Source organism: Microbacterium sp. PMB16 (assembly GCF_051294855.1).
Classification (GTDB): Bacteria; Actinomycetota; Actinomycetes; order Actinomycetales; family Microbacteriaceae; genus Microbacterium.
The window spans coordinates 2,627,584-2,648,305 of the sequence record NZ_CP145908.1 but is presented as its reverse complement, the minus strand read 5'-3'; the positions used below and the strand labels follow the sequence as shown (position 1 = coordinate 2,648,305).

General features: G+C 69.3%; 17 protein-coding genes and 1 riboswitch. Of the genes, 11 read left to right on the top strand and 6 right to left on the bottom strand.

Annotation, left to right across the window (positions count from 1 at the left end):
- Positions 1–51: 51 nt before the first annotated feature.
- The 3 genes from V5D55_RS12650 to nhaA form a co-directional block, all read right to left on the bottom strand.
- Positions 52–1,335, bottom strand: coding sequence for a histidine--tRNA ligase (locus tag V5D55_RS12650; RefSeq protein WP_435749297.1), 1,284 nt, complete (start codon positions 1,333–1,335; stop codon positions 52–54).
- 73 nt (positions 1,336–1,408) lie between these two features.
- Positions 1,409–2,011 carry a MazG family protein gene (locus V5D55_RS12645; protein ID WP_435749296.1) on the bottom strand — a complete coding sequence of 201 codons (603 nt, stop codon included), beginning with the start codon at positions 2,009–2,011 and terminating at the stop codon, positions 1,409–1,411.
- A gap of 89 nt (positions 2,012–2,100) precedes the next feature.
- Entirely contained in the window at positions 2,101–3,267 is a 1,167-nt protein-coding gene (gene nhaA / locus V5D55_RS12640; protein ID WP_435743517.1) for a Na+/H+ antiporter NhaA, read from the bottom strand.
- 85 nt (positions 3,268–3,352) lie between these two features.
- Between nhaA and V5D55_RS12635 the strand changes: the two genes are divergently transcribed.
- Complete coding sequence (locus V5D55_RS12635; protein WP_435743515.1) at positions 3,353–6,067, top strand: phosphoenolpyruvate carboxylase; 2,715 nt, start codon at positions 3,353–3,355, stop codon at positions 6,065–6,067.
- A gap of 141 nt (positions 6,068–6,208) precedes the next feature.
- Positions 6,209–7,579, top strand: coding sequence for an NADP-specific glutamate dehydrogenase (gdhA, locus tag V5D55_RS12630; RefSeq protein ID WP_435743513.1), 1,371 nt, complete (start codon positions 6,209–6,211; stop codon positions 7,577–7,579).
- A gap of 79 nt (positions 7,580–7,658) precedes the next feature.
- On the opposite strand, the gene V5D55_RS12625 is transcribed toward gdhA, so the two are convergent.
- Positions 7,659–8,255, bottom strand: coding sequence for a gamma carbonic anhydrase family protein (locus V5D55_RS12625; protein WP_435743511.1), 597 nt, complete (start codon positions 8,253–8,255; stop codon positions 7,659–7,661).
- 34 nt (positions 8,256–8,289) lie between these two features.
- Here V5D55_RS12625 and V5D55_RS12620 point away from each other — a divergent pair, with 34 nt between their 5' ends.
- Complete coding sequence (locus tag V5D55_RS12620) at positions 8,290–9,141, top strand: alpha/beta hydrolase (protein ID WP_435743509.1); 852 nt, start codon at positions 8,290–8,292, stop codon at positions 9,139–9,141.
- Here the strand turns inward: V5D55_RS12620 and mfd are convergent.
- Positions 9,128–12,703: a transcription-repair coupling factor gene (gene mfd / locus V5D55_RS12615; RefSeq protein ID WP_435743507.1), complete on the bottom strand. Its 3,576-nt coding sequence runs from the start codon at positions 12,701–12,703 to the stop codon at positions 9,128–9,130. The two genes, V5D55_RS12620 and mfd, sit on opposite strands and share 14 nt — an antisense overlap.
- A 180-nt stretch (positions 12,704–12,883) precedes the next feature.
- Here mfd and V5D55_RS12610 point away from each other — a divergent pair, with 180 nt between their 5' ends.
- The 7 genes from V5D55_RS12610 (at position 12,884) to V5D55_RS12580 (ending at position 18,524) form a co-directional block, all read left to right on the top strand.
- Positions 12,884–13,447, top strand: coding sequence for a GNAT family N-acetyltransferase (locus V5D55_RS12610; RefSeq protein WP_435743505.1), 564 nt, complete (start codon positions 12,884–12,886; stop codon positions 13,445–13,447).
- Positions 13,448–13,499: 52 nt separating this feature from the next.
- Positions 13,500–14,363: an Fpg/Nei family DNA glycosylase gene (locus tag V5D55_RS12605; protein ID WP_435743503.1), complete on the top strand. Its 864-nt coding sequence runs from the start codon at positions 13,500–13,502 to the stop codon at positions 14,361–14,363.
- A 69-nt stretch (positions 14,364–14,432) separates the two neighbouring features.
- Positions 14,433–14,578, top strand: a riboswitch (FMN riboswitch).
- Positions 14,579–14,650: 72 nt separating this feature from the next.
- Positions 14,651–15,694 (top strand): bifunctional diaminohydroxyphosphoribosylaminopyrimidine deaminase/5-amino-6-(5-phosphoribosylamino)uracil reductase RibD, encoded by a 1,044-nt coding sequence (ribD, locus tag V5D55_RS12600; RefSeq protein ID WP_435743501.1) that lies wholly within the window; start codon positions 14,651–14,653, stop codon positions 15,692–15,694.
- Positions 15,694–16,368 (top strand): riboflavin synthase, encoded by a 675-nt coding sequence (locus tag V5D55_RS12595; RefSeq protein WP_435743499.1) that lies wholly within the window; start codon positions 15,694–15,696, stop codon positions 16,366–16,368. Before ribD ends, V5D55_RS12595 begins: the two co-directional genes overlap by 1 nt.
- Positions 16,365–17,633: a GTP cyclohydrolase II gene (gene ribA / locus V5D55_RS12590; protein WP_435743497.1), complete on the top strand. Its 1,269-nt coding sequence runs from the start codon at positions 16,365–16,367 to the stop codon at positions 17,631–17,633. The genes V5D55_RS12595 and ribA overlap by 4 nt, the downstream gene beginning before the upstream one ends.
- Positions 17,630–18,103 (top strand): 6,7-dimethyl-8-ribityllumazine synthase, encoded by a 474-nt coding sequence (gene ribH / locus V5D55_RS12585; RefSeq protein ID WP_435743495.1) that lies wholly within the window; start codon positions 17,630–17,632, stop codon positions 18,101–18,103. The genes ribA and ribH overlap by 4 nt, the downstream gene beginning before the upstream one ends.
- 67 nt (positions 18,104–18,170) lie before the next feature.
- Entirely contained in the window at positions 18,171–18,524 is a 354-nt protein-coding gene (locus V5D55_RS12580; RefSeq protein WP_435743493.1) for a Fe-S protein, read from the top strand.
- A 112-nt stretch (positions 18,525–18,636) separates the two neighbouring features.
- Here V5D55_RS12580 and V5D55_RS12575 read toward each other — a convergent pair whose 3' ends face one another.
- Positions 18,637–19,623, bottom strand: coding sequence for a LacI family DNA-binding transcriptional regulator (locus tag V5D55_RS12575; protein ID WP_435749295.1), 987 nt, complete (start codon positions 19,621–19,623; stop codon positions 18,637–18,639).
- A gap of 159 nt (positions 19,624–19,782) precedes the next feature.
- Between V5D55_RS12575 and V5D55_RS12570 the strand changes: the two genes are divergently transcribed.
- Positions 19,783–20,700, top strand: coding sequence for a carbohydrate ABC transporter permease (locus V5D55_RS12570; RefSeq protein WP_435743491.1), 918 nt, complete (start codon positions 19,783–19,785; stop codon positions 20,698–20,700).
- Positions 20,701–20,722: the final 22 nt, after the last annotated feature.

The following is a 20,722-nucleotide window of genomic DNA, read 5'->3' as shown; positions in this document are numbered from 1 at the left end:
ATTCGACACGACGGCAGTGAACGGGGCGTGAACTCGCCCCGTTCGCTGTGCTCAGGAGAGCGGCTTGAGTTCCAGTTCTGCCGCGCCGGCCGACACCGTCGCGAACGCGGTGTAGCCGTCCGCGGCGGAACGCTCGAGCAGCGCCTTGAGGTTCTTGGTACGACGCTCCAGACGCACCCGGACGCCGGTTGCGATGAGTCGGGCCTTATGAGCGGCGAGCTCGGCGACGGGGACATCCGCGTCGTGGACGAGGACGACAGCGTGCGCGGCGGCATCCGGCTCCGCCTCGATCAGGTCGACCAGACGCTCGAACCCGAGCGAGAATCCCACCGCCGGGACCTGCTGGCCGAGGAAGCGGCCGATCATCCCGTCGTAGCGACCACCGCCGCCGAGCGAGTAGTCGACGGAGGGATGCGCGAGCTCGAAGATGGTGCCCGTGTAGTAGCCCATGCCACGCACGAGGAACGGGTCGAAGACGAGCGGGATCTCCGTCTCCGCGGTTCCGGAGCCCGTCGGCGGGCGCCCTGCGGCCACAGCCTCGCCGATGCCGACCAGGTGCTCGACGATCTCGTCCGGCACACCCTCGGGGAGGGCCTTGCGGATCTGACGCTCTCCGAAGGGGTGGTACTCCATGGTCTGCGGACGCTGCAGGAACGCCTCGAATGCGTCCACAGCGTCCGTACTGCTCCCCTGCCGGAGTGCTCGCTCGCGGAGTTCGGCGGCGACGCCGATGGGGCCGACCTTATCGAGCTTGTCGATCGTGATCAGCGCTCCCGGGCGCTCGTCGACCGTGAAGCCGAAGTGGTCCAGCATCCAGTCGAGCACCCGCCGGTCGTTGATCCGGATGGTCGCACCCTCGAGTCCGAGCGCGTCGACCGCATCGAGCGTGGCGACCATCAGCTCGGCCTCTGCGCGCGACGAATCATCGCCGATGATGTCGATGTCGCACTGCACGAACTGCCGGTAGCGCCCCTTCTGCGGGCGCTCGGCGCGCCAGACCGGTCCGATCTGGATCGAGCGGAACACGCCAGGGAGCTGTCCGCGGTTGCTCGCATAGAAGCGCGCGAGCGGCACGGTCAGGTCGTAGCGGAGGCCGAGGTCGGAGAGCGCGGCGGGGTCGTCGGCGGCGGCGCGGATCGCGTTCGCATCGAGGCCGCGGCGCAGCACGTTGTAGGAGAGCTTCTCGTTGTCGCCGCCGATCCCGGCGTGCAGGCGGTCGTACTCCTCGACGACCGGCGTCTCGATCTCGTCGAATCCGTGCGCGCGGTAGCGGTCGCGGATGACGGAGAGCACACGCTCACGGCGGGCCTTGTCGGCGGGGAGGATGTCGCGCATGCCGCGCGGCGGGTTCACAGTAGCCACGGTTCCATCTTCCCAGGTCGACCGAAGGCTCCGTGTCCGTGTTCGGTCAGGAGGGCGTCTCGGCCGCGCGAACCTCGTCCTCGAGCATCCGCAATCTCTCACGCAGCGCCCGCTCGGCGTCCCATCCCTCGGCGCGTGCTGTCGCGACCAGCGCGAGGAGCGCGTCGCCGAGCTCCTCCTCGGATGCCGGCGTGACGGCGGTCTCGCGCGGCACGACGACGCCGGCGCCCGCCGCGCGACCCGTGATCTTCTGCGCGAGAGCGAGCGCGGGCATCCCCCGCGGCACGCCGTCGAGCACGCTCGTGCGGGTGCGCTTCTCGGCCGCCTTCGCGGCGTTCCAATGGACCAGGACCTGCTCCGGGGTCTCGGCGACCTCGCCGGCGAACACGTGCGGATGCCGGCGCACCATCTTCTCGGTCAGCGTGCGAGAGACGTCGTCGATGTCGAAGGGATCGTCCGGGTCCTGCGCGGCGATCGCCGCATGGAACAGCACCTGCCAGAGCAGATCGCCCAGCTCCTCGCGGAGGTCGTCGCGCGTGCCGCTCTCGACGGCGTCGATCACCTCGTGCGACTCTTCGATCAGGTAGGGAACGAGATCCCGGTGGGTGATGCGCTGCGACCAGACGCAGCGTTCCCTCACCTGACGCATCGTCTCCGCAGCGAGGCGGAGCGGATCATCCGCGCTGACCTGCGGTTCGGTCTCAGCGCTCACGGTGCTCTCCTCGTATCGACGGTGGCTCAGGACGACGCCGGTGCGACCCGACGGTACCAGCGGGCACGCAACGACACGATGATGCCGGAGAGCACGAGGGCGATCAGCGAGCCGACGAGCACTCCGAGGATCGCCTGGTCGCGGATGTCGTCATGAGAACCGAACGCGAGGTTCGCCAGCAGCAGAGACACCGTGAAGCCGATGCCGCCCAGCGCGCCAGCAGCGACGATGTCGGCGAACGGGAGGCCGGGCTCTGCGCCCTTCGGCCGGATGCGCATGGCGATCCAGCCGAACAGCGAGATACCGATGATCTTTCCCACCGGGAGCGCGACGACAATCGCCCAGAACGCCGGGGACAACTGCGTGGGAGAGACCGCCGGGATCACGACGAAGGCCGCCACGAAAGCGAAGAGCGGGAGTATCCCGCCGTTCACGGTCGGCTCCAGCAGGTGTCGGGTGCGACCCGCCGGGACCGGCGCCATCACGAGTCCCAGCATGACGCCCGCGATGGTGGCGTGGATTCCAGACGACGCGACGAGTCCCCAGGTCACGATCGCAACCACGGCCATGGCGACCGCGATGATCGTGTGGCCGTGCTCATGCAGCAGACGGCTCAGCACCCAGAAGACGGCCACACCGACGATGCCGAGACCGAGCAGCAGCCACTGCACGTCGTGTGCGAAGAGCACCGCGATGAAGATGATGCCGATGATGTCGTCGAGGATCGCCAGCGCCAGCAGGAAGACGCGAACGTTCGAGGGAAGGCCGCGGCCGAACATCGCCAGCACTCCGAGAGCGAACGCGATATCGGTCGCGGTCGGGATCGGCCATCCCATCGCGGTGTCGCCGCTGCCGGCGATCAGCAGGTACACCGCGATCGGCACGAGCACGCCACCGGCGGCCGCGATCGCGGGCTGCACCGCCTTGCGCGGAGAATCGAGCTCGCCATGGGTCAGCTCATGTCGCAGCTCGATGGCCACCACCAGGAAGAAGATCGCGAGCAGGCCGTCGGACACCCAGTGCGCGATGGAGAGGTCGAGACCGGTGCCCGGCACCGCGATGTGGAAGTCGAGCACCGCGGCGAGCGCATCGTGCGTCGGCAGGTTCGCCAGCAGCAGGCCGAGGCCGGCGGCGACGAGAAGAAGGACGGCGGGGAACTGCTGCCCGCGGAGAGGGTTCGCTGAAATGCGCATCCCCTCCATGGTAGGTCGCCCGCGGCCGGCGTCGCCGGACGTCATGCGTGCAGAGCACCCCGACCGACGGGGATACTCTCGAGGGGTGACCCCCGCACACGACTTTCCCGAGCCCACGAACACCGAGGCCATCCGCGTTATCGGCCGCTTCGAAGCCGGTCGCGGCATCCCGGATGCGATGAGATCCGACGTCAGGATGCTCGGCATGCTCCTCGGGCAGGTGCTGCGCGAAGCCGGGGGTGACGAGCTGTTCGACGATGTCGAGCGTCTGCGGCTCGCGACGATCCAGGCCTATGACGAAGAGACGTCCGGCGCGTTCGAGCGCGCGGCCTCGATCGCCGAATCGTTCACCGTCGCCCGCGCCGACGAAGTGGCCCGGGCCTTCACCTGCTACTTCCATCTGGTGAACCTCGCCGAGGAGCACCAGCGCGTGCGCGTGCTGCGCGAACGCGCCGGGCAGCCCGCGTCGTCGTCCGGCTCGGGCACCCCCGGGCGCACGGCCGACACGGTCGCCACCGCGTACGCGCAGCTGCGCACCGAGGTCGGCGACGAGGAAGCCCGCCGCCGTCTGGCCGGTCTCCGCTTCCACCCCGTCTTCACCGCGCACCCCACCGAGGCCCGACGTCGCGCCGTGTCGTCGAGCATCCGCCGTCTCTCCGAACTCCTCACGCAGCACGACGCCGCGAGCGAGGGCGGCGCCGAGCAGCACCGCGCCCACCGCCGGATGCTCGAAGAGATCGAGACGCTCTGGCGCACCGCGCCGCTGCGGTCGCAGAAGCCGTCACCCACCGATGAGGTCCGCACGGTGATGGGCGTCTTCGACGAGACGCTGTTCACGACGGTGCCGCACGTGTATCGCCGCATCGACGACGCGCTGCGCGGTGAGGATTCGGGCTCCAGCGCCCCCATCGTCCCGGCGTTCGTCCGCATCGGGTCGTGGGTCGGCGGCGATCGTGACGGCAACCCCTTCGTCACGGCATCCGTCACGCGCGAGGCGTCGCAGATCGCCGCCGACCACGTGCTCCGGGGCCTGGAGCGGGCGCTCGACCGCATCGGCCGCACGCTCACGCTCGCCGCGGACGACACCCCGCCGAGCGCCGAGGTCACCTCGCTCTGGGAGCGGTTCGCCGCCGCCGAACCCGAGGTCGCGGCGGAACTCGCCACCCGCTCCCCTGACGAACCGCACCGGCGCGTGCTGCTCTCGCTCGCCCGTCGCGTCGCTGCGACCCGCCATGGCGACGGCGCGCAGCCGTACTCGCGCCCGGAGGAGCTGCTCGCCGACCTGCGCGCCGTGCAGTCGTCGCTGGCGGATGCCGGCGCCAAGCGTCATGCCTTCGGTGGCGTGCAGCACCTGATCTGGCAGGTCGAGACCTACGGCTTCCACCTGACCGAGCTCGAGGTGCGTCAGCACTCCCAGGTGCACGCGAAGGCGCTCGCGGAGCTGGAATCCGGCGAAGCCGTCAGCGCGCAGACCGAAGAGGTCCTCGAGGTCTTCCGGGTGATCGCCGAGATCCAGCGCGATCGCGGCCTCCGCGCGGCGGGCCGCTACGTCGTCTCGTTCACCCAGGCCGCCTCCGATCTCGCGAACGTGCACCGCCTCGCCCGGCACGCCCTCGGCGACGATGTCCCTGTGCTCGACGTGGTGCCCCTGTTCGAGACGTTCGCCGACCTGCAGGCAGCCCCCGAGATCCTCGCCGAGGTCGTGACCTTCCCCGAGTTCCGCGAGCGAATGGCCGCGACAGGCAACCGGCTCGAGGTCATGCTCGGCTACTCGGACTCGTCGAAGGACGTCGGCCCCGTCGCCGCGAACCTCGCCCTGTACGAGGCGCAGGAGAAGATCGCCCGCTGGGCGCAGGAGTCGGAGATCGAGCTGACCCTGTTCCACGGCCGCGGCGGCGCCCTCGGTCGAGGTGGCGGACCGGCGAACTCCGCGATCCTCGCGCAGCCGCCGCACTCCGTCGACGGCCGGTTCAAGCTCACCGAGCAGGGCGAGGTGATCTTCGCGCGCTACGGCGAGCCCGCGATCGCCATGCGGCACATCGATCAGGTCGCGGCAGCGACCCTCCTCGCCTCCTCCCCCTCGGAAGAGCAGCGCACCAGCAGCGCTGCCGCCCGGTACGCCGAGGTCGCCGCGATCATGGACTCCACATCGCGCGCGCGGTTCTTCTCGCTCGTGAAGGCCGACGGCTTCGCGTCCTGGTTCGCGACCGTGACGCCCATGGAGGAGATCGGCCTCCTGGCCCTCGGTTCTCGTCCGGCCCGGCGCGGGCTCTCGGTCGAGTCGCTCGAAGACCTTCGCGCGATCCCGTGGGTGTTCGCGTGGACGCAGGCGCGCATCAACCTCGCCGGCTGGTTCGGACTCGGCACCGCTCTCGAAGCCGTCGGCGACGCGGAGCTCCTCACCGAGGCGTACCGGGAATGGCCGCTGCTGCGCACCATGATCGACAACGTCGCGATGAGCCTGGCGAAGACCGATGAGCGCATCGCCCGCCAGTACCTGGCCCTCGGCGACCGCGACGACCTCGCCACGCTGGTGCTCGACGAACTGGCGCTCACCCGAGAGTGGGTGATCCGCCTCACCGGCGGCAAGGGACTCCTCGAGAACAAGCCGGTGCTGCAGCGCGCCGTGGAGCTGCGCAGCCCGTACGTGGACGCTCTGTCGCTGCTGCAGTTGCGCGCACTGCGAGCCCTGCGCTCCGCCGACGAGACGGCCGGCGGATCCGGTGCCGATGCGGAACAGCAGCGACTCCTCCTGCTCTCGGTCAGCGGCGTCGCGGCCGGACTGCAGAACACGGGGTGACCGGGGCTGCGGTCGGCGTGAGAGTTCTCACATCCGGGGCGACGCTAGAGTGAAATATCGGTCGGATCCGGCCACGACACATCCCCACGCCTCACGCGACACGATCGCCTGCGCTCCTTCCCGACCAGAAAGCTCTCTCGCGTGCCCGCTACGTCTGCCGCCGACTTCCACCCGCTCGCCGCCGCCGTGCAGCCCGTCTTCGACACGGTGCTGTCCCGCAGCCCGCACGAGCCGGAGTTCCACCAGGCCGTGCACGAGGTGCTGCACTCCATCGCACCGGTGCTCGAGCGGCATCCGGAGTATGTCGACGGCGGCATCCTCGAGCGACTCGTCGAGCCGGAGCGGCAGATCCTGTTCCGGGTACCGTGGGTCGACGACGCGGGGAAGCTGCAGGTCAACCGCGGCTACCGCATCCAGTTCTCCTCGGTGCTCGGCCCGTACAAGGGCGGACTGCGCTTCCACCCCTCGGTGAACCTGTCGATCATCAAGTTCCTCGGCTTCGAGCAGATCTTCAAGAACGCGCTGACCGGCCAGGGCATCGGCGGCGGCAAGGGCGGATCGGACTTCGACCCGCACGGCCGGTCCGACGCCGAGGTCATGCGCTTCTGCCAGTCGTTCATGAACGAGCTGTACCGGCACCTCGGCGAGCACACCGACGTTCCCGCCGGCGACATCGGTGTGGGCGCCCGTGAGATCGGCTACCTCTTCGGCCAGTACCGCAAGGTCACCAACCGGCACGAGTCGGGCATGTTCACCGGCAAGGGCACCGGATGGGGCGGCGCTGAGGTGCGCACCGAGGCCACCGGCTACGGCGCGGTGTTCTTCGCGCAGGAGATGCTCGCCGTGCACGGCGACTCCCTCGCCGGCAAGCGCGTCGCGATCTCCGGCTCGGGCAACGTCGCGATCTACGCGATCCAGAAGGCCACCCAGCTCGGTGCGACCGCGGTGACGGCATCCGACTCCTCCGGCTACGTCGTCGACGACGCCGGCATCGACCTCGACCTTCTCCGCCAGCTCAAGGAGGTCGAGCGCGCCCGCATCGTCGAGTACGCGAACCGTCGTCCGAGCGCCCGCTTCGTCGAAGGCGGCAGCGTCTGGCAGGTGCCCGTCGACATCGCGGTGCCGTCGGCCACGCAGAACGAGGTCAGCCTCGCGGATGCCGAGGCGCTGATCGCCAACGGCGTGCGCGCTGTGTCGGAGGGGGCGAACATGCCCTGCGTGCCTGACGCCGTTGATGCCTTCCAGGCCGCCGGGGTGCTGTTCGCACCGGGCAAGGCCGCGAACGCCGGCGGGGTCGCGACCTCGGCGCTCGAGATGAGTCAGAACGCCTCGCGCCAGCGGTGGACGTTCCACGACAGCGAGAACAAGCTGCGCGAGATCATGGGCGACATCCACACCGCCGCGTTCGACGCCGCCGAGCGTCATGGCGTCGCGGGAGACTACGTCGCCGGAGCGAACATCGCCGGATTCGAGCGTGTGGCCGCCGCGATGCTCGCGCAGGGCGTGATCTGACCTGCCCCGGTTCGAATCGCCTGAATGGTCGCGAATCCGGCCCGAAGGCGACCATGTGCGCGATTCGAACGGCGGCGGCTCAGACCTCGCGGTCGTCGGCGTGCCGAGCGAGGGAGCGGCCGTAGCGCTCGGTGAGCTGCACCATCAGATCGGGGGTGTCGCGGTCGACGCCGAACACGTGCCCGGGGAAGTCGAGTTCGGGCTGCGCGGCCGTGATCTCGGCCTCCTTGTCGGGTGACAGCAGCTGCACAGGGTCGCCGACGGCCACCCAGCCGATGGGCACGACGGTTCCGGCGGGGAGCACGGCGCGGCGATGCACGATGGCGTTCACCCGCACCTCGCAGCGGTCGCCGACCAGCGCGCCGTTGAAGATGCGGGCGCCGGAGGCGAAGAAGACCTCCTCACCCACGGTTGCCCCGGCGATGCTCGCGAGCGTGCCGATCAGCGTGTGCGCCCCGATGTGCACCGCGTTCGCGGCCGTGGCGCGGATCAGCGCGTTCTCCATCACGATGACGTTCTCGCCGAGCGTGATCGGTCCGCCCTCCGCGGTGATCACGGCGCCGTGCAGCACTTGGCAATCCGGGCCGATCGCCACGTCGCCGGAGATCACGGCGGTGGGAGCGATGACGGCGGTGTCATGGATCCGGGGCCGAGCCCCGAGGTGCTCGTACAACATGCGGCCAGACTAGTCGCATGGGTACGCTCGAGCGATGACCGAAGTCGTGCCGTTTCGCGCGCTGCCGCGGGGGTCGGATGCCGTCAGCTATGCGTACGGGCCCGATTCCGCTCCCCGGGACGGCGTGATCCCGGGCAGCATCCGTGCTTTCGAGATCACGGACAGCGCCACGTATCCGGGCACGGTGCGCACGGTCTGGGTGCACGTGCCGCACGGTCACGACAGCTCTGCCCCGGCATCCGTCATGGTGTTCAACGACGGCTGGTGGTACCTGGATCCGGATGGCGACGTCCGGGCGGGAATCGTGCTCGACAACCTCGCCCACCACGGAGGGATCCCGCCGCTCGTCTCCGTCTTCGTCGACCCCGGCGTCTTCCCGGATGCCGCGGAGCCGAAGAACCGCAACGCGGAGTACGACGCGGCGGATGCTCGCTACGCGGGCTTCCTGCTCGATGAGGTGCTGCCGCGGGTGGCAGAGACGCATGCGCTGACCGCGGAGCCGGAGCAACGCGGGATCTGCGGCGGCAGCTCCGGTGGCAACGCGGCCTTCACGGCCGCGTGGCAGCGCCCCGACGGCATCCGTCGTGTGATCTCGTTCAACGGGAGCTTCGCGCAGATCCCGGGTGGCAATCTCTACCCGGCGCTGCTCCATTCCGGCGCGCGACGGCCGCTGCGGGTGTTCCTGCACGCCGCGCACCGCGACCTCGGCTGGGACGAACCGGAACACAACTGGTTCGCCGAGAACCTCGAAATGGCCGCTGCACTCACCCGCGCCGCGGCCGACGTGCGTCTCGTCGTCGGCGATGGCGGGCACCACCCGAACCACGGCGGCGTCCTCCTCCCGGATGCGCTGCACTGGCTCTGGCGCCCGCTCACTCGGTCTTGACGGGCTCCGGGAAGATCGCGGTGAAGAGCTGCCCGACCCACTCGAGCAGCTGCGCGTCGGGCAAGGGCTCGAGACCCACACCCACCGCGGACGAGATCATCGGCATCGGTACGACGAGCGCGTCCGCACCGGAGACGAGCTTCGCCTTCGGGTACAGCCGCTGCAGCCGCACCTTGATCGAGTCTTCGAGGCGTGCCGGCGCGATACGCAGGTTCGATCCCATGACCACGACATCCGTGAGACCGGCGCGTGCGGCCCGACGGCGAAGACGCGAGATGGCGAGTAGCCCCTCGACCTCTTCGGGTGGCGTGCCGTAGCGGTCGACGAGCTCCTCGATGACCTGGTCGATGGCCTCGTCCTTCGCCGTGGCCGCCGACGCCGCCGAGAGCTTCTGGTACGCCTCAAGGCGCAGCCGCTCGCTGTCGATGTAGTGCTCGGGGATGCGCGCGTCCAGCGGCAGCTCGAGGCGGAGCTCCTGCCCGCTCTCGACCTCATCGCCGCGGAATGTGGCGACGGCCTCGCCGATCATGCGCAGATACAGGTCGAAGCCGACGCCCGCGATGTGCCCGGCCTGCTCGGCGCCGAGCATGTTTCCCGCGCCGCGCAGCTCGAGGTCCTTGAGCGCGACCTGCATGCCGGAGCCGAGTTCGTTGTTCACCGCGATCGTCTGCAGCCGGTCGGCTGCGGTCTCGGACAGGGGCTTCATCTCGTCGTAGAGGAAGTACGCGTATGCGCGCTCCCGACCACGCCCGACGCGTCCGCGCAGCTGGTGCAGCTGACTCAGACCGTACTTGTCGGCGCGATCGATGATGATCGTGTTGGCGTTGGAGATGTCGAGTCCGGTCTCGATGATGGTCGTCGAGACGAGCACGTCGAACTTGCGCTCCCAGAAGTCGTCGACGACCTGCTCGAGCTGGTGCTCCCCCATCTGCCCGTGCGCGACCGCGATGCGGGCTTCCGGCACGAGTTCGGCGAGCTGGGCCGCGACACGCTGGATCGACTGCACGCGGTTGTGCACGAAGAAGATCTGGCCCTCGCGCAGGATCTCGCGCCGGATCGCCGCCGCCATCTGCTTGTCGCTGCGCGGGCCGACGAACGAGAGGATCGGATGCCGGTCTTCCGGCGGCGTCGCGAGCGTCGACATCTCGCGGATGCCGGTCACCGCCATCTCGAGCGTGCGTGGGATCGGCGTGGCGCTCATGGCGAGGATGTCGACATTCGTCTTCATCTTCTTGAGGGTGTCCTTGTGCTCGACGCCGAAGCGCTGCTCCTCGTCGATGATCATCAGACCGAGGTCCTTGAACAGAACCCCTTCGGTGAGGATGCGGTGCGTGCCGATCACCATGTCGACCGAGCCTTCGAGGAGGCCCTGCAGCGTGAGCCGCACCTCCTTGTCGCTCTGGAACCGCGACAGCGCCCGCACCTTCACCGGGAAGCCGGCGAAGCGCTCGGTGAACGTCTCCATGTGCTGCTTGACCAGCAGAGTGGTCGGCACCAGCATGGCCACCTGCTTGCCGTCCTGGATCGCCTTGAACGCGGCGCGCACCGCGACCTCGGTCTTGCCGAAGCCGACATCACCGGAGAGCAGGCGGTCCATCGGGATCGGCCTCTCCATGTCGGCCTTGATCTCGTCGATCGTCTGCAGCTGATCCGGCGTCTCGGCGAACGGGAACGCCTCCTCCAGCTCACGCTGCCACGGCGTGTCGGGGCCGAACGCGTGGCCTTTCGCGCCCATCCGCGCGGAGTACAGCTTGACGAGCTCGACCGCGATGTCGCGGACGGCCTTGCGCGCCTTGCCCTTGGCCTGCGACCAGTCGCTGCCGCCCATCTTCGAGAGCGTCGGCGCCTCCCCGCCCACGTACTTCGAGAGCAGGTCGAGCTGGTCGGTGGGCACGTAGAGCTTGTCACCCGGGTAGCCCCGCTTGGAGGGCGCGTACTCGAGCACGAGATAGTCGCGGAGCGACTTGGTCGCGTTCCGTCCGCCCGTCGACACCTCTCGCTGCGTCATCTCGACGAACCGGCCGATGCCGTGCGTGTTGTGCACGACGAAGTCGCCCTGCTTGAGCTGCAGCGGGTCGACGACGTTCTTGCGACGTGAGGCGAGCTTCTTGACGACCCGCTGGTCGCCGCCGATCGTGCGGCCGTAGAACTCGTTGTCGGTGAGGACGGCGAGCTTCGCCTCGGCGATCTGGAACCCGGCCTCGACCGATCCGGTGACGAGGGTCGCGATTCCGGCTTCCGGCGCTTCGGTGAGCGATTCGACGATGCGCGCGGCCATGCCCCGGTCGGCGAGCACGTCGCGCGCCCGGTCGACGAGGCCGTGACCTGCCGCGATGACGACGACGCGCCATCCGTCCGTCAGCTTCGCCTCGACGAACGAGATCGCCCCGTCGACGTTGCCGTGGAACGACGGGATGACGGCGGCGTCGAGGTTCGTGGCATCCGCATCGCCCTCGCCGAGGCCTGCGCCGAACGGGCTGAGCCGCCACCAGACACCGCCGCGGTCGCGCACGACTTCGCGCAGCTGCGCGATCGTCAGGAAGTCTCCCGCCCCGAGGTCGATCGGCGCCGATGCGCCGGAGGTCGCGGCGCTCCAGGCCGCATCGAGGAACTCGCGGTTCGTCTCACCGAGGATGATCGCGCGCGCAGACGAGCGTTCGGGATCGACGACCGCGGTGGCGCTTCCCGCCGGCAGATACTCGGCCAGGGACTTGAGCGGACCGGCGACGGCGGGCAGCAGCGACTCCATGCCCTCGACCGGGATGCCTTCGGCCATCTTCTCGAGCATTCCCGAGATCGCCGGGAATCCGTCGACGAGGGCGCGAGCGCGCTCTCGCACATCCGGCGTGAGCAGCAGCTCGCGGCTCGGCGGGAGGTCGACGGTGGGAACGTCGCCCGGCAGAGAGCGCTGGTCGGCGACCGAGAAGGCGCGGATCTGATCGATCTCGTCGCCGAAGAACTCGACGCGGTACGGATGCTCGGAGATCGCGGGGAAGACATCCAGGATGCCGCCGCGTACCGCGAACTCGCCGCGACGCGACACCATGTCGACACGCGAGTACGCACGCTCGATGAGCTGCTCGACGACGCGGTCGAGTTCGTTTCCCCGGCTGCCTGTGGTCAGTTCGAGTGGCGCGATCTCGCCCAGGTTGCCGGCGATCGGCTGGAGGGCCGCGCGCACGGAGGCGACCACGACGAGCGGACGCTCTCCCGACCACTCGGCGACGCGGCGGAGCGTCTGCAGGCGATGGCCGACGGTATCGGGGCTCGGGCTCAACCGTTCGTGCGGCAGCGTCTCCCAGGCCGGAAAGGTGAGGATCTCGGCATCGGGAAGATACGCCTCGAGTGCGTGTCCGAGGCTCTCCGCCCGGCGACCGGTCGGTGCGACCGCCAGCAGCGCCGCGGGGTGCCCTGCGGCGGCGCGCTTCTCGATGAGTCCGGCGAGCGCCGGAGCGTCGAGCCCGTCGACGAGGCCCAGGTCGGCGTCGGTGTGCGCCCAGGCGAGGGCGTCACGGTACAGAGACGCCTCTTCCAAGGCGCGCAGAATCCCCGGAACAGTCACCGGACAAGACTAGTCGCGCCCACCGACATGGCGGCGCGTGCGGCGCAGCATCCGCCTCGTCGTCGCTCGCCTCTTCGCCGAGCCGCCCCTTTCAGTGCGAGCCGCCCCTTTACGACCGTTCATAGAGGGGCGGGTCGTACAGAAAGGGGCGGGTCGACGCATAGTCACTAGGCTTTCGGGATGGAACCGGTCACTCTCACCACCGAGCGGCTCGTGCTGCGCGCGCCGACCGTCGCGGACATCGACGCGATCGAGCAGGCGTGCCAGGATCCGGAGATCCCCCGCTGGACGACCGTGCCGAGCCCGTACACCCGGAAGGACGCAGAGGAGTTCGTGCGACTCGTCGCCGAGTGGTGGGCCAGCGGCGCCGAGACCCTGTGGGCGATCTACGTCGACGACAAGCTCTCCGGCATGATCGGTCTGCATCACATCGAGGAGCACGACACCGGCGGGTACGCCGAGATCGGGTTCTGGATGACGGCGGAGTCGCGCGGGCGGGGCTACCTCGTCGAAGCTGCTCGTGCCGTGATCGACTGGGGCTTCGCAGACCTCGGGCTCGTCCGTATCGGCTGGCGGGCCGTCGCGGGCAACGTGCCCTCCGCGCGTGCTGCTCGCGCCGTGGGATTCCGCTACGAGGGCCTGCTGCGTCAGGCTCTCACCGGCCCGCGCGGGCGCGACGACGGATGGATCGCAGGGTTGCTGGTGGGCGATGACCGCACGCCGGTGGCCTGGCCCGTGCTCTGAGCGGTCTCACAGAGCCCGTGACAGTGTCGGCACCCGGTGGCAGGATGACACCATGCCTGAGATGCCGGAGGTTCAGGGGCTCACCGCCTTCCTCGGCGAGCGCGTCGTCGGTCGCACGATCACGCGCGCGACCGTGGCGGCGATCGCCGCGCTGAAGACCTACGACCCGCCCATCTCCGCTCTCCAGGGCGCCGAGGTCACAGCATCCGCTCGGCTGGGCAAGTTCGTCGTGCTCTCCTGCGGCGACGAGCTGCACCTCGTGTTCCATCTGGCGAAGGCCGGCTGGCTGCGATGGTACGAAGCGCTGACGACCACGCTGATCAAACCGGGCAAGTCGCCGATCGCCCTGCGCATCGCGCTCGACGACGGCAGCGGGTTCGACCTCACCGAGGCGGGAACCAAGAAGTCTCTCGCCGTGTACGTCGTACGCGACGTACAGGACGTGCCGGGGATCGCCCGGCTCGGCCCCGACCCGCTCGATGCAGGCTTCACCCGCGAGTCGTTCGCCGCGCTCCTCGAAGATCGTCGGATGCAGATCAAGGGCCTGCTGCGCGACCAGGCGGTGATCGCAGGCATCGGCAACGCGTATTCCGACGAGATCCTGCACGCGGCCAAGATGTCGCCCTACGCCATCGCGGGAAAGCTCGACGATGCCGAGGTCGACCGGCTCTTCACCGCCATGCAGGAGACTCTGACGGAGGCGGTGGCCGAAGCGTCCGGCAAGCCGCCGGCCGACCTGAAAGACGCCAAGCGTCGCGGCATGCAGGTTCACGCCCGCCGCGGCGAGACCTGCCCGGTCTGCGGCGACACCGTGCGCAGCGTGTTCTTCGCCGATCGCTCGCTCGAATACTGCGCGACGTGCCAGACCGGGGGCAAGGTGCTCGCCGATCGCCGCCTCTCGCGCCTGCTCAAGTAGCGGAATCCCGCGGCCGCGCTGACGCGGAATGAAATGTGCGCAGACGCGTTGAGTACACTCAGAGCATCAAACGTGCTCCGGGGTCGGTGAGAATCCGAACCGGCGGTGACAGTCCGCGAGCGTCTCGGTTCACCCGAGATGCCGATCCGGTGGAATTCCGGGACCGACGGTGATGTGAGGGAGACCTCGCTAGTCCGGAAGGGAGGCAGCACGAGGCGCAGCTGTGCGCGCCTTCTGCCTCCATCTCCGATCAGGAGAAGCTCCGGAGCCTCACAGGAGGACGACGGATGGCAGTGAACGAGACGGAGCGGCAGGCGATGAGCCGTGCGCTCGAGCTCGCCGCCCTCGGCCCGCGCGGAGTCAATCCCCAGGTCGGCGCCGTCCTCCTCTCCCCCGACGGTGAGGTTCTCGCCGAGGGGTGGCATCACGGCGCCGGAACCCCGCACGCCGAGGTCGATGCCTTGTCGAAGCTCGCCCCCGGCGCCGCGCGCGGTGCCACCGCGATCGTCACTCTGGAGCCGTGCAACCACACCGGACGCACCGGACCCTGCGCTGTCGCGCTCATCGAAGCGGGCGTCGCGCGGGTCGTCTACGCGCTGGACGACCCCGGCGCGGCCTCCGGCGGCGGTGCGGAACGTCTGCGCGGTGCGGGCGTGAGCGTCGATGCCGGAGAGCAGGCCACGGCCGCGCACGCACTGATCGACGGGTGGCTCACGGCTCAGCGGCTCGGCCGCCCGCACATCACCGTCAAATGGGCGCAGAGCCTCGACGGTCGCGCCGCCGCATCCGACGGCTCCAGTCAGTGGATCACCGGTCCCGCCGCCCGCGCAGACGTGCACCAGCGCCGTTCCGCGGCAGACGCCATCGCGGTCGGAATCGGCACGGTGCTCGCCGACGACCCCGCACTGACCGCGCGCGACGGCGACGCCCTGCTGCCGCACCAGCCGATTCCCGTGGTGATCGGTTCACGCCCGACGCCGACGGATGCTGCCGTGCACCGGCATCCGCACCCTCCCCTCTTCTTCGACACCCACGATCTCCACGCGGTCACAGCCGACCTCCATGCCCGCGGCATCCAGAGCCTGTTCGTCGAGGGCGGCCCGACCCTGGCCAGCGCGTTCATCGCCGCCGGGCTCGCCGACCGCGTGCTCGTGTACCTCGCCCCCGTGCTGCTGGGCGGCGACCGACTCGCTCTGACCGACATCGGCGTCTCCTCGATCGCGCAGGCGCGACGCCTCACGGTCGACGAATGGGTTCCGCTCGGAACCGACCTGCTTGCGATCGCCCACCCCGCGATCGAAGACCGCTCTCAGAACGAAGGAGCACTCTGATGTTCACCGGAATCATCGAGGAGATCGGCGAGATCACCGCCATCGCACCCGCCGGCGACGGCTGGCGGCTGACCGTGCGCGCGCCGAAGGCCGCAGCGGATGCCGTGCACGGCGAGTCGATCGCCGTCTCCGGCGTCTGCCTCACCGTGGTCGGCTCGACGGCCGAGACGTTCGACACCGACGTGATGAAGCAGACCCTCGACGTCGCAGCGATCGGCGGGGCGACCGTCGGCACGCGCGTCAACATCGAGAAGGCCATGCCCGTCGGGGCGCGTCTGGGAGGCCATATCGTCCAGGGGCATGTCGACGGCGTCGGGGAGGTGCTCGAGGTGCGTCCCGGCGCGCAGTGGAGCGTCCTGCGAGTCAGCCTGCCCGCCGACCTCGCACCGCTCGTCGTCGACAAGGGCTCGATCTCGGTGGACGGGACCTCGCTCACCGTGAGCGCGGTCAGCCCTTCGTCAGGCTCAGGGCCCGCGGGTGCAGGCTCTGGGGCCGAAGCGGGGCACTGGTTCGAGATCTCGCTGATCCCGGAGACCCTCTCCGCGACCACCCTCGGCACACGCGCTGTCGGCGACCGCGTGAATCTCGAGACCGACATCCTCGCCCGCCACGTCGAGCGCCTGCTCGCGTTCCGAGCGGTCCCCGCCGTCGCACCGGAAGGAGGCTCGCGATGAGCCTTTCCACCATCCCCGAGGCCCTCGACGCGCTGCGCGCCGGGAGGCCTGTGCTCGTCGCCGATGACGAGAACCGCGAGAACGAGGGCGACGTCATCCTCTCGGCGGAACTGGCCACACCCGAGTGGGTCGCCTGGACGGTGCGCTGGTCGTCGGGATTCCTCTGCGCGCCGATGCCCACCGACCTCGCCGACAGCCTCAACCTGCCGCCCATGGTCGCCGCCAGCGAAGACGCCCGCTCCACCGCCTACACCGTGAGCGTGGACGCCGCGGAAGGCGTGACCACCGGCATCAGCGCACACGACCGCGCACACACCCTGAACGTGCTGGCGAACCCCGCATCGACCGCGACCAGTCTCATCCGCCCGGGGCACGTGCTCCCGCTGCGGGCAGTCGACGGCGGCGTGCGCGAGCGCAGCGGCCACACCGAAGCCGCCGTCGAGCTGATGAAGCTCGCCGGTCTCCGCCCGGTCGGCGCGATCGCCGAGGTCGTCGCCGAAGACGGCAGCATGATGCGGATGCCGGGGCTCCTGGATCTCGGCGCGCGCGACGGTGTGCCCGTCATCACGATCGAACAGCTGATCGCGTACCTCAACGAGATCGACCCCGAAGGCTCGACGCCCAAGGCGATCCGCGGACGCCGGGTGAGTCTGCGCGCCGATGCGACGGTGCCGACCACCCATGGCACGTTCCGCTTCCTCGCCTACAAGGACCGCGTGACCGGCACCGACCACATCGCGGTCGTCTCCGGCGAGCTGTCCGAGACCGCGCTCGTCCGAGTGCACTCGGAGTGCCTGACCGGAGAGGCCTTCGGATCCCTCAAATGCGAGTGCGGACCACAGCTCGACGCTGCTCTCGACGCGATCGAGCAGGACGGCGGCGTCGTCGTCTACATGCGCGGTCATGAGGGGCGCGGCATCGGCCTCATCAACAAGCTGCGGGCGTACAGCCTGCAGGAGGAGGGCCTCGACACGGTCGACGCCAACCTCGCCCTCGGTCTGCCTGCCGACGCCCGCGAGTACGCGGCAGCGGCAGGCATCCTGAGCGACCTCGGCATCTCGAAGGTGCGTCTGCTGACGAACAACACCGACAAGGTCAACCAGCTGCGCGCCCTCGGCCTCGACATCATCGAGCAGGTGCCGCTCATCGTCGGCGTCGGACCGAACAACCATCAGTACCTGGAGACGAAGCGTGACCGCATGGGTCACATCATCGGCGCGGACGAGCTCGCAGAGGCTCTCGCCCACGGAGAGGACAACGAATGAGCGGCGCAGGAGCACCGAAGGCCGGAGCGATCGACGGACGAGGGCTGAACGTCGTCATCGTCGCCGGCACCTGGCACGACACGATCTCGAACGGTCTGATCGCGGGGGCCGAGCGCGTGCTCGACGCGGCCCAGGCGACGCACCGGCTCGTGCGCGTGCCCGGATCCTTCGAGCTGGCGATCGCCGCCCAGGCCGCGTTCGCGGGCGGGGCGGATGCCGTCGTCGCACTCGGCGTGATCATCCGGGGCGGCACGCCGCACTTCGAGTACGTGTCTGCGGCGACCACCGACGGCCTCACCCGGGTCTCCCTCGACGCGGGCAAGCCCGTCGGATTCGGTGTGCTCACCCTCGACGATGAGAAGCAGGGCCTCGACCGGGCCGGCCTCGAGGGGTCGAAAGAAGATAAGGGCGCGGAAGCGGCGGATGCTGCGCTGCGCACCGCTCTCGTCACGCGGGAGCTCCGCGGCTGAGCGCCGGTACAGCGAGGACAGCCTCGCCTTGCTGGCGGAATATCGGTCGGAATCGTAGCGTGAGGGCATGGAGACCCTGCGCCTGATCGTCGTGCTCGTCCACCTCATCGGCTTCGCCGTGCTGTTCGGATCGTGGGCCGCTCAGGCCTTCGGCGGGGAGCGCAAGATCACCCGGATCATGGACTACGGCCTGGCGATCGCCGGAGTGGCCGGTCTCGCCCTCGCCGCGCCGTGGGGCATCGACGGTCCGCTGAACTACGTGAAGATCGGCACCAAGCTCGTCGTGCTGCTCATCATCGGCGCCATGCTCGGCATCGGCAGCGCCCGACAGAAGCGCGGCGAGACCGTTCCGTCGGCGGTGTTCTGGCTCATCGGCATCCTGGCGGTCACGAACGCCGCGATCGCGCTCCTCTGGCGCTGAGCCCCGGCATCCGTCGGCCCGCTCGGGAGGACATCTGCAGTGCGGAGGTCGATCTGCCTAATTTCGCCCTCCCGAACGCCGATCTCCTCCGGAGCGCGGCGGGAATCGGGCGTCAGCGCGTCTTCGGCGGCGCCGTGCTCTCCCGCACGATGAGCTCGGTGCCCACCAGCGGGGTCTGCTGACGCTCGTCGCCGTCGAGCTCGACGAGAAGGGCATCCACGGCGAGCGCGCCGACCCGCTCGGGATGCTGCTGCACCGTGGTCAGCGGAGGCCAGAGCTGCGCGGCATCCGGCAGTCCGTCGAACCCCACGATGCTGACGTCGCCCGGCACGTCGCGCCCGGCCTCGCGGAATGCACGCAGCACGCCGATGGCCATCTGGTCGTTCGCGGCGAACACCGCCGTGACGTCGTCGATCTCGCGCAGCCGGAGGCCCGCCTCGTAGCCGGACTCTGCCGACCAGTCACCCTGAATCGGCTCCGGAATGTTGCGACCGCGGGTATCGAGCGTCGACCGCCAGGCCTCGCGCCGACGCTCGGCGGAGTACGACTTCGCGGGGCCCGCGACGTGCCAGACCGTGTCATGTCCGAGGTCGAGCAGGTGCTCGGTCGCGAGCTTCGCGCCCTGCGCCTGATCGGTGTCGACGAACGGATGCGTCGCCGCGCGATTCGAGTCCACGAACACGACGGGCAGCCCGGCCGGGATCTCGATGTCGGCCTCGTCGAGCTGATGCGCCTCGATCACGATGATGATGCCGTCGACCGCGTGCTCCTCGAGCCGGCGGAAGGCACCGGCGACGGTCTCTCCCGCGCTCGACTCGACGGGGATGAGGGTGAGGGCATAGCCGAGCTGCGCCGCGCGGACGGCGATCGCGTCGAGCGTGCGCTGGTTGCCGTAGGAGCTGAAGGAGAACATCACGACGCCGATGGTGCGGAATCGCCCGGATCGCAGGGCGCGCGCCGCGCTGTTCGGGCGGTAGCCGAGGCTCTGCATGGCCGCTTCCACCCGTTCGCGGGTGGCGGCGCCGACGTATCCGCGGGAGTTCACCACGCGTGAGACGGTCTGTCCGGAGACGCCGGCTTCCCGCGCCACATCCTCCATCGACGGCTCGCGACGACGCTGCGAGGGCTCTGTCAGATGCTCCGAGGACACGATCAACCATCCATTCATATGTTGACGTTGACACACTAGCAGTCGATCGCATATGTTGACGTAGACACATGGCGCGTCGAGCGCACTTACTCGAAGAAGGTCTCGTCGATGACGACTGAAAACCCCGCAGCACTCGGAGCCCTCGGCATCCGACGCCGCGACAAGCGCGACTGGAAGGGATGGGCCTTCGTCGGCCCATTCATGGTCGTGTTCGCCCTGGTGTTCCTGACACCACTCGCCTACGCGCTGTACCTGAGCTTCTTCCAGGAGAAGCTCATCGGCGGCAACGCCTTCGTCGGCCTCGACAACTACGTCCGCGCACTGACAGACCCCCAGTTCTGGGAGGCGTTCGGCCGCGTCGTGATCTTCCTCGTCGTGCAGGTGCCGATCATGCTCGTGCTCGCTCTCGGCGCGGCGCTCGCCCTCGACAGCGCACGCCTGCGCGGAGCATCGTTCTTCCGCATCATCATCTTCCTGCCCTACGCGGTACCGGCCGTCGTGGCCGTGCTGATGTGGGGCTACATCTACGGCGACCAGTTCGGTCTCGCGAGCAACGTCAACGACTTCCTCGGGATCGACGCGATCACCCCCTTCGCCAAGGAATGGATGCTGGTCTCGATCGGCAACATCGTGACCTGGGAGTTCGTCGGCTACAACATGCTGATCTTCTACTCCTCGCTCAAGACGATCCCGACCGACATGTACGAGGCCGCCTCGCTGGACGGTGCGGGAGCATGGCGCACGATCTTCTCGATCAAGATCCCGTCGGTCCGGGGAGCCCTCGTGATCGCGACGATCTTCTCCATCATCGGCAGCTTCCAGCTCTTCAACGAGCCGAACATCCTCCGCCCGCTGGCGCCGAACGTGATCACCACGTTCTTCACGCCGAACATGTATGCGTACAACCTGTCGTTCGCAGGCCAGCAGTTCAACTACGCCGCGACGATCGCCATCATCATGGGCGTCATCACCGCGGTCATCGCCTACGTCGTGCAGCTGCGCGGCTCGAAGTCTGAGGTGCGCTGACATGGCACTCCCCCTCGCCCGT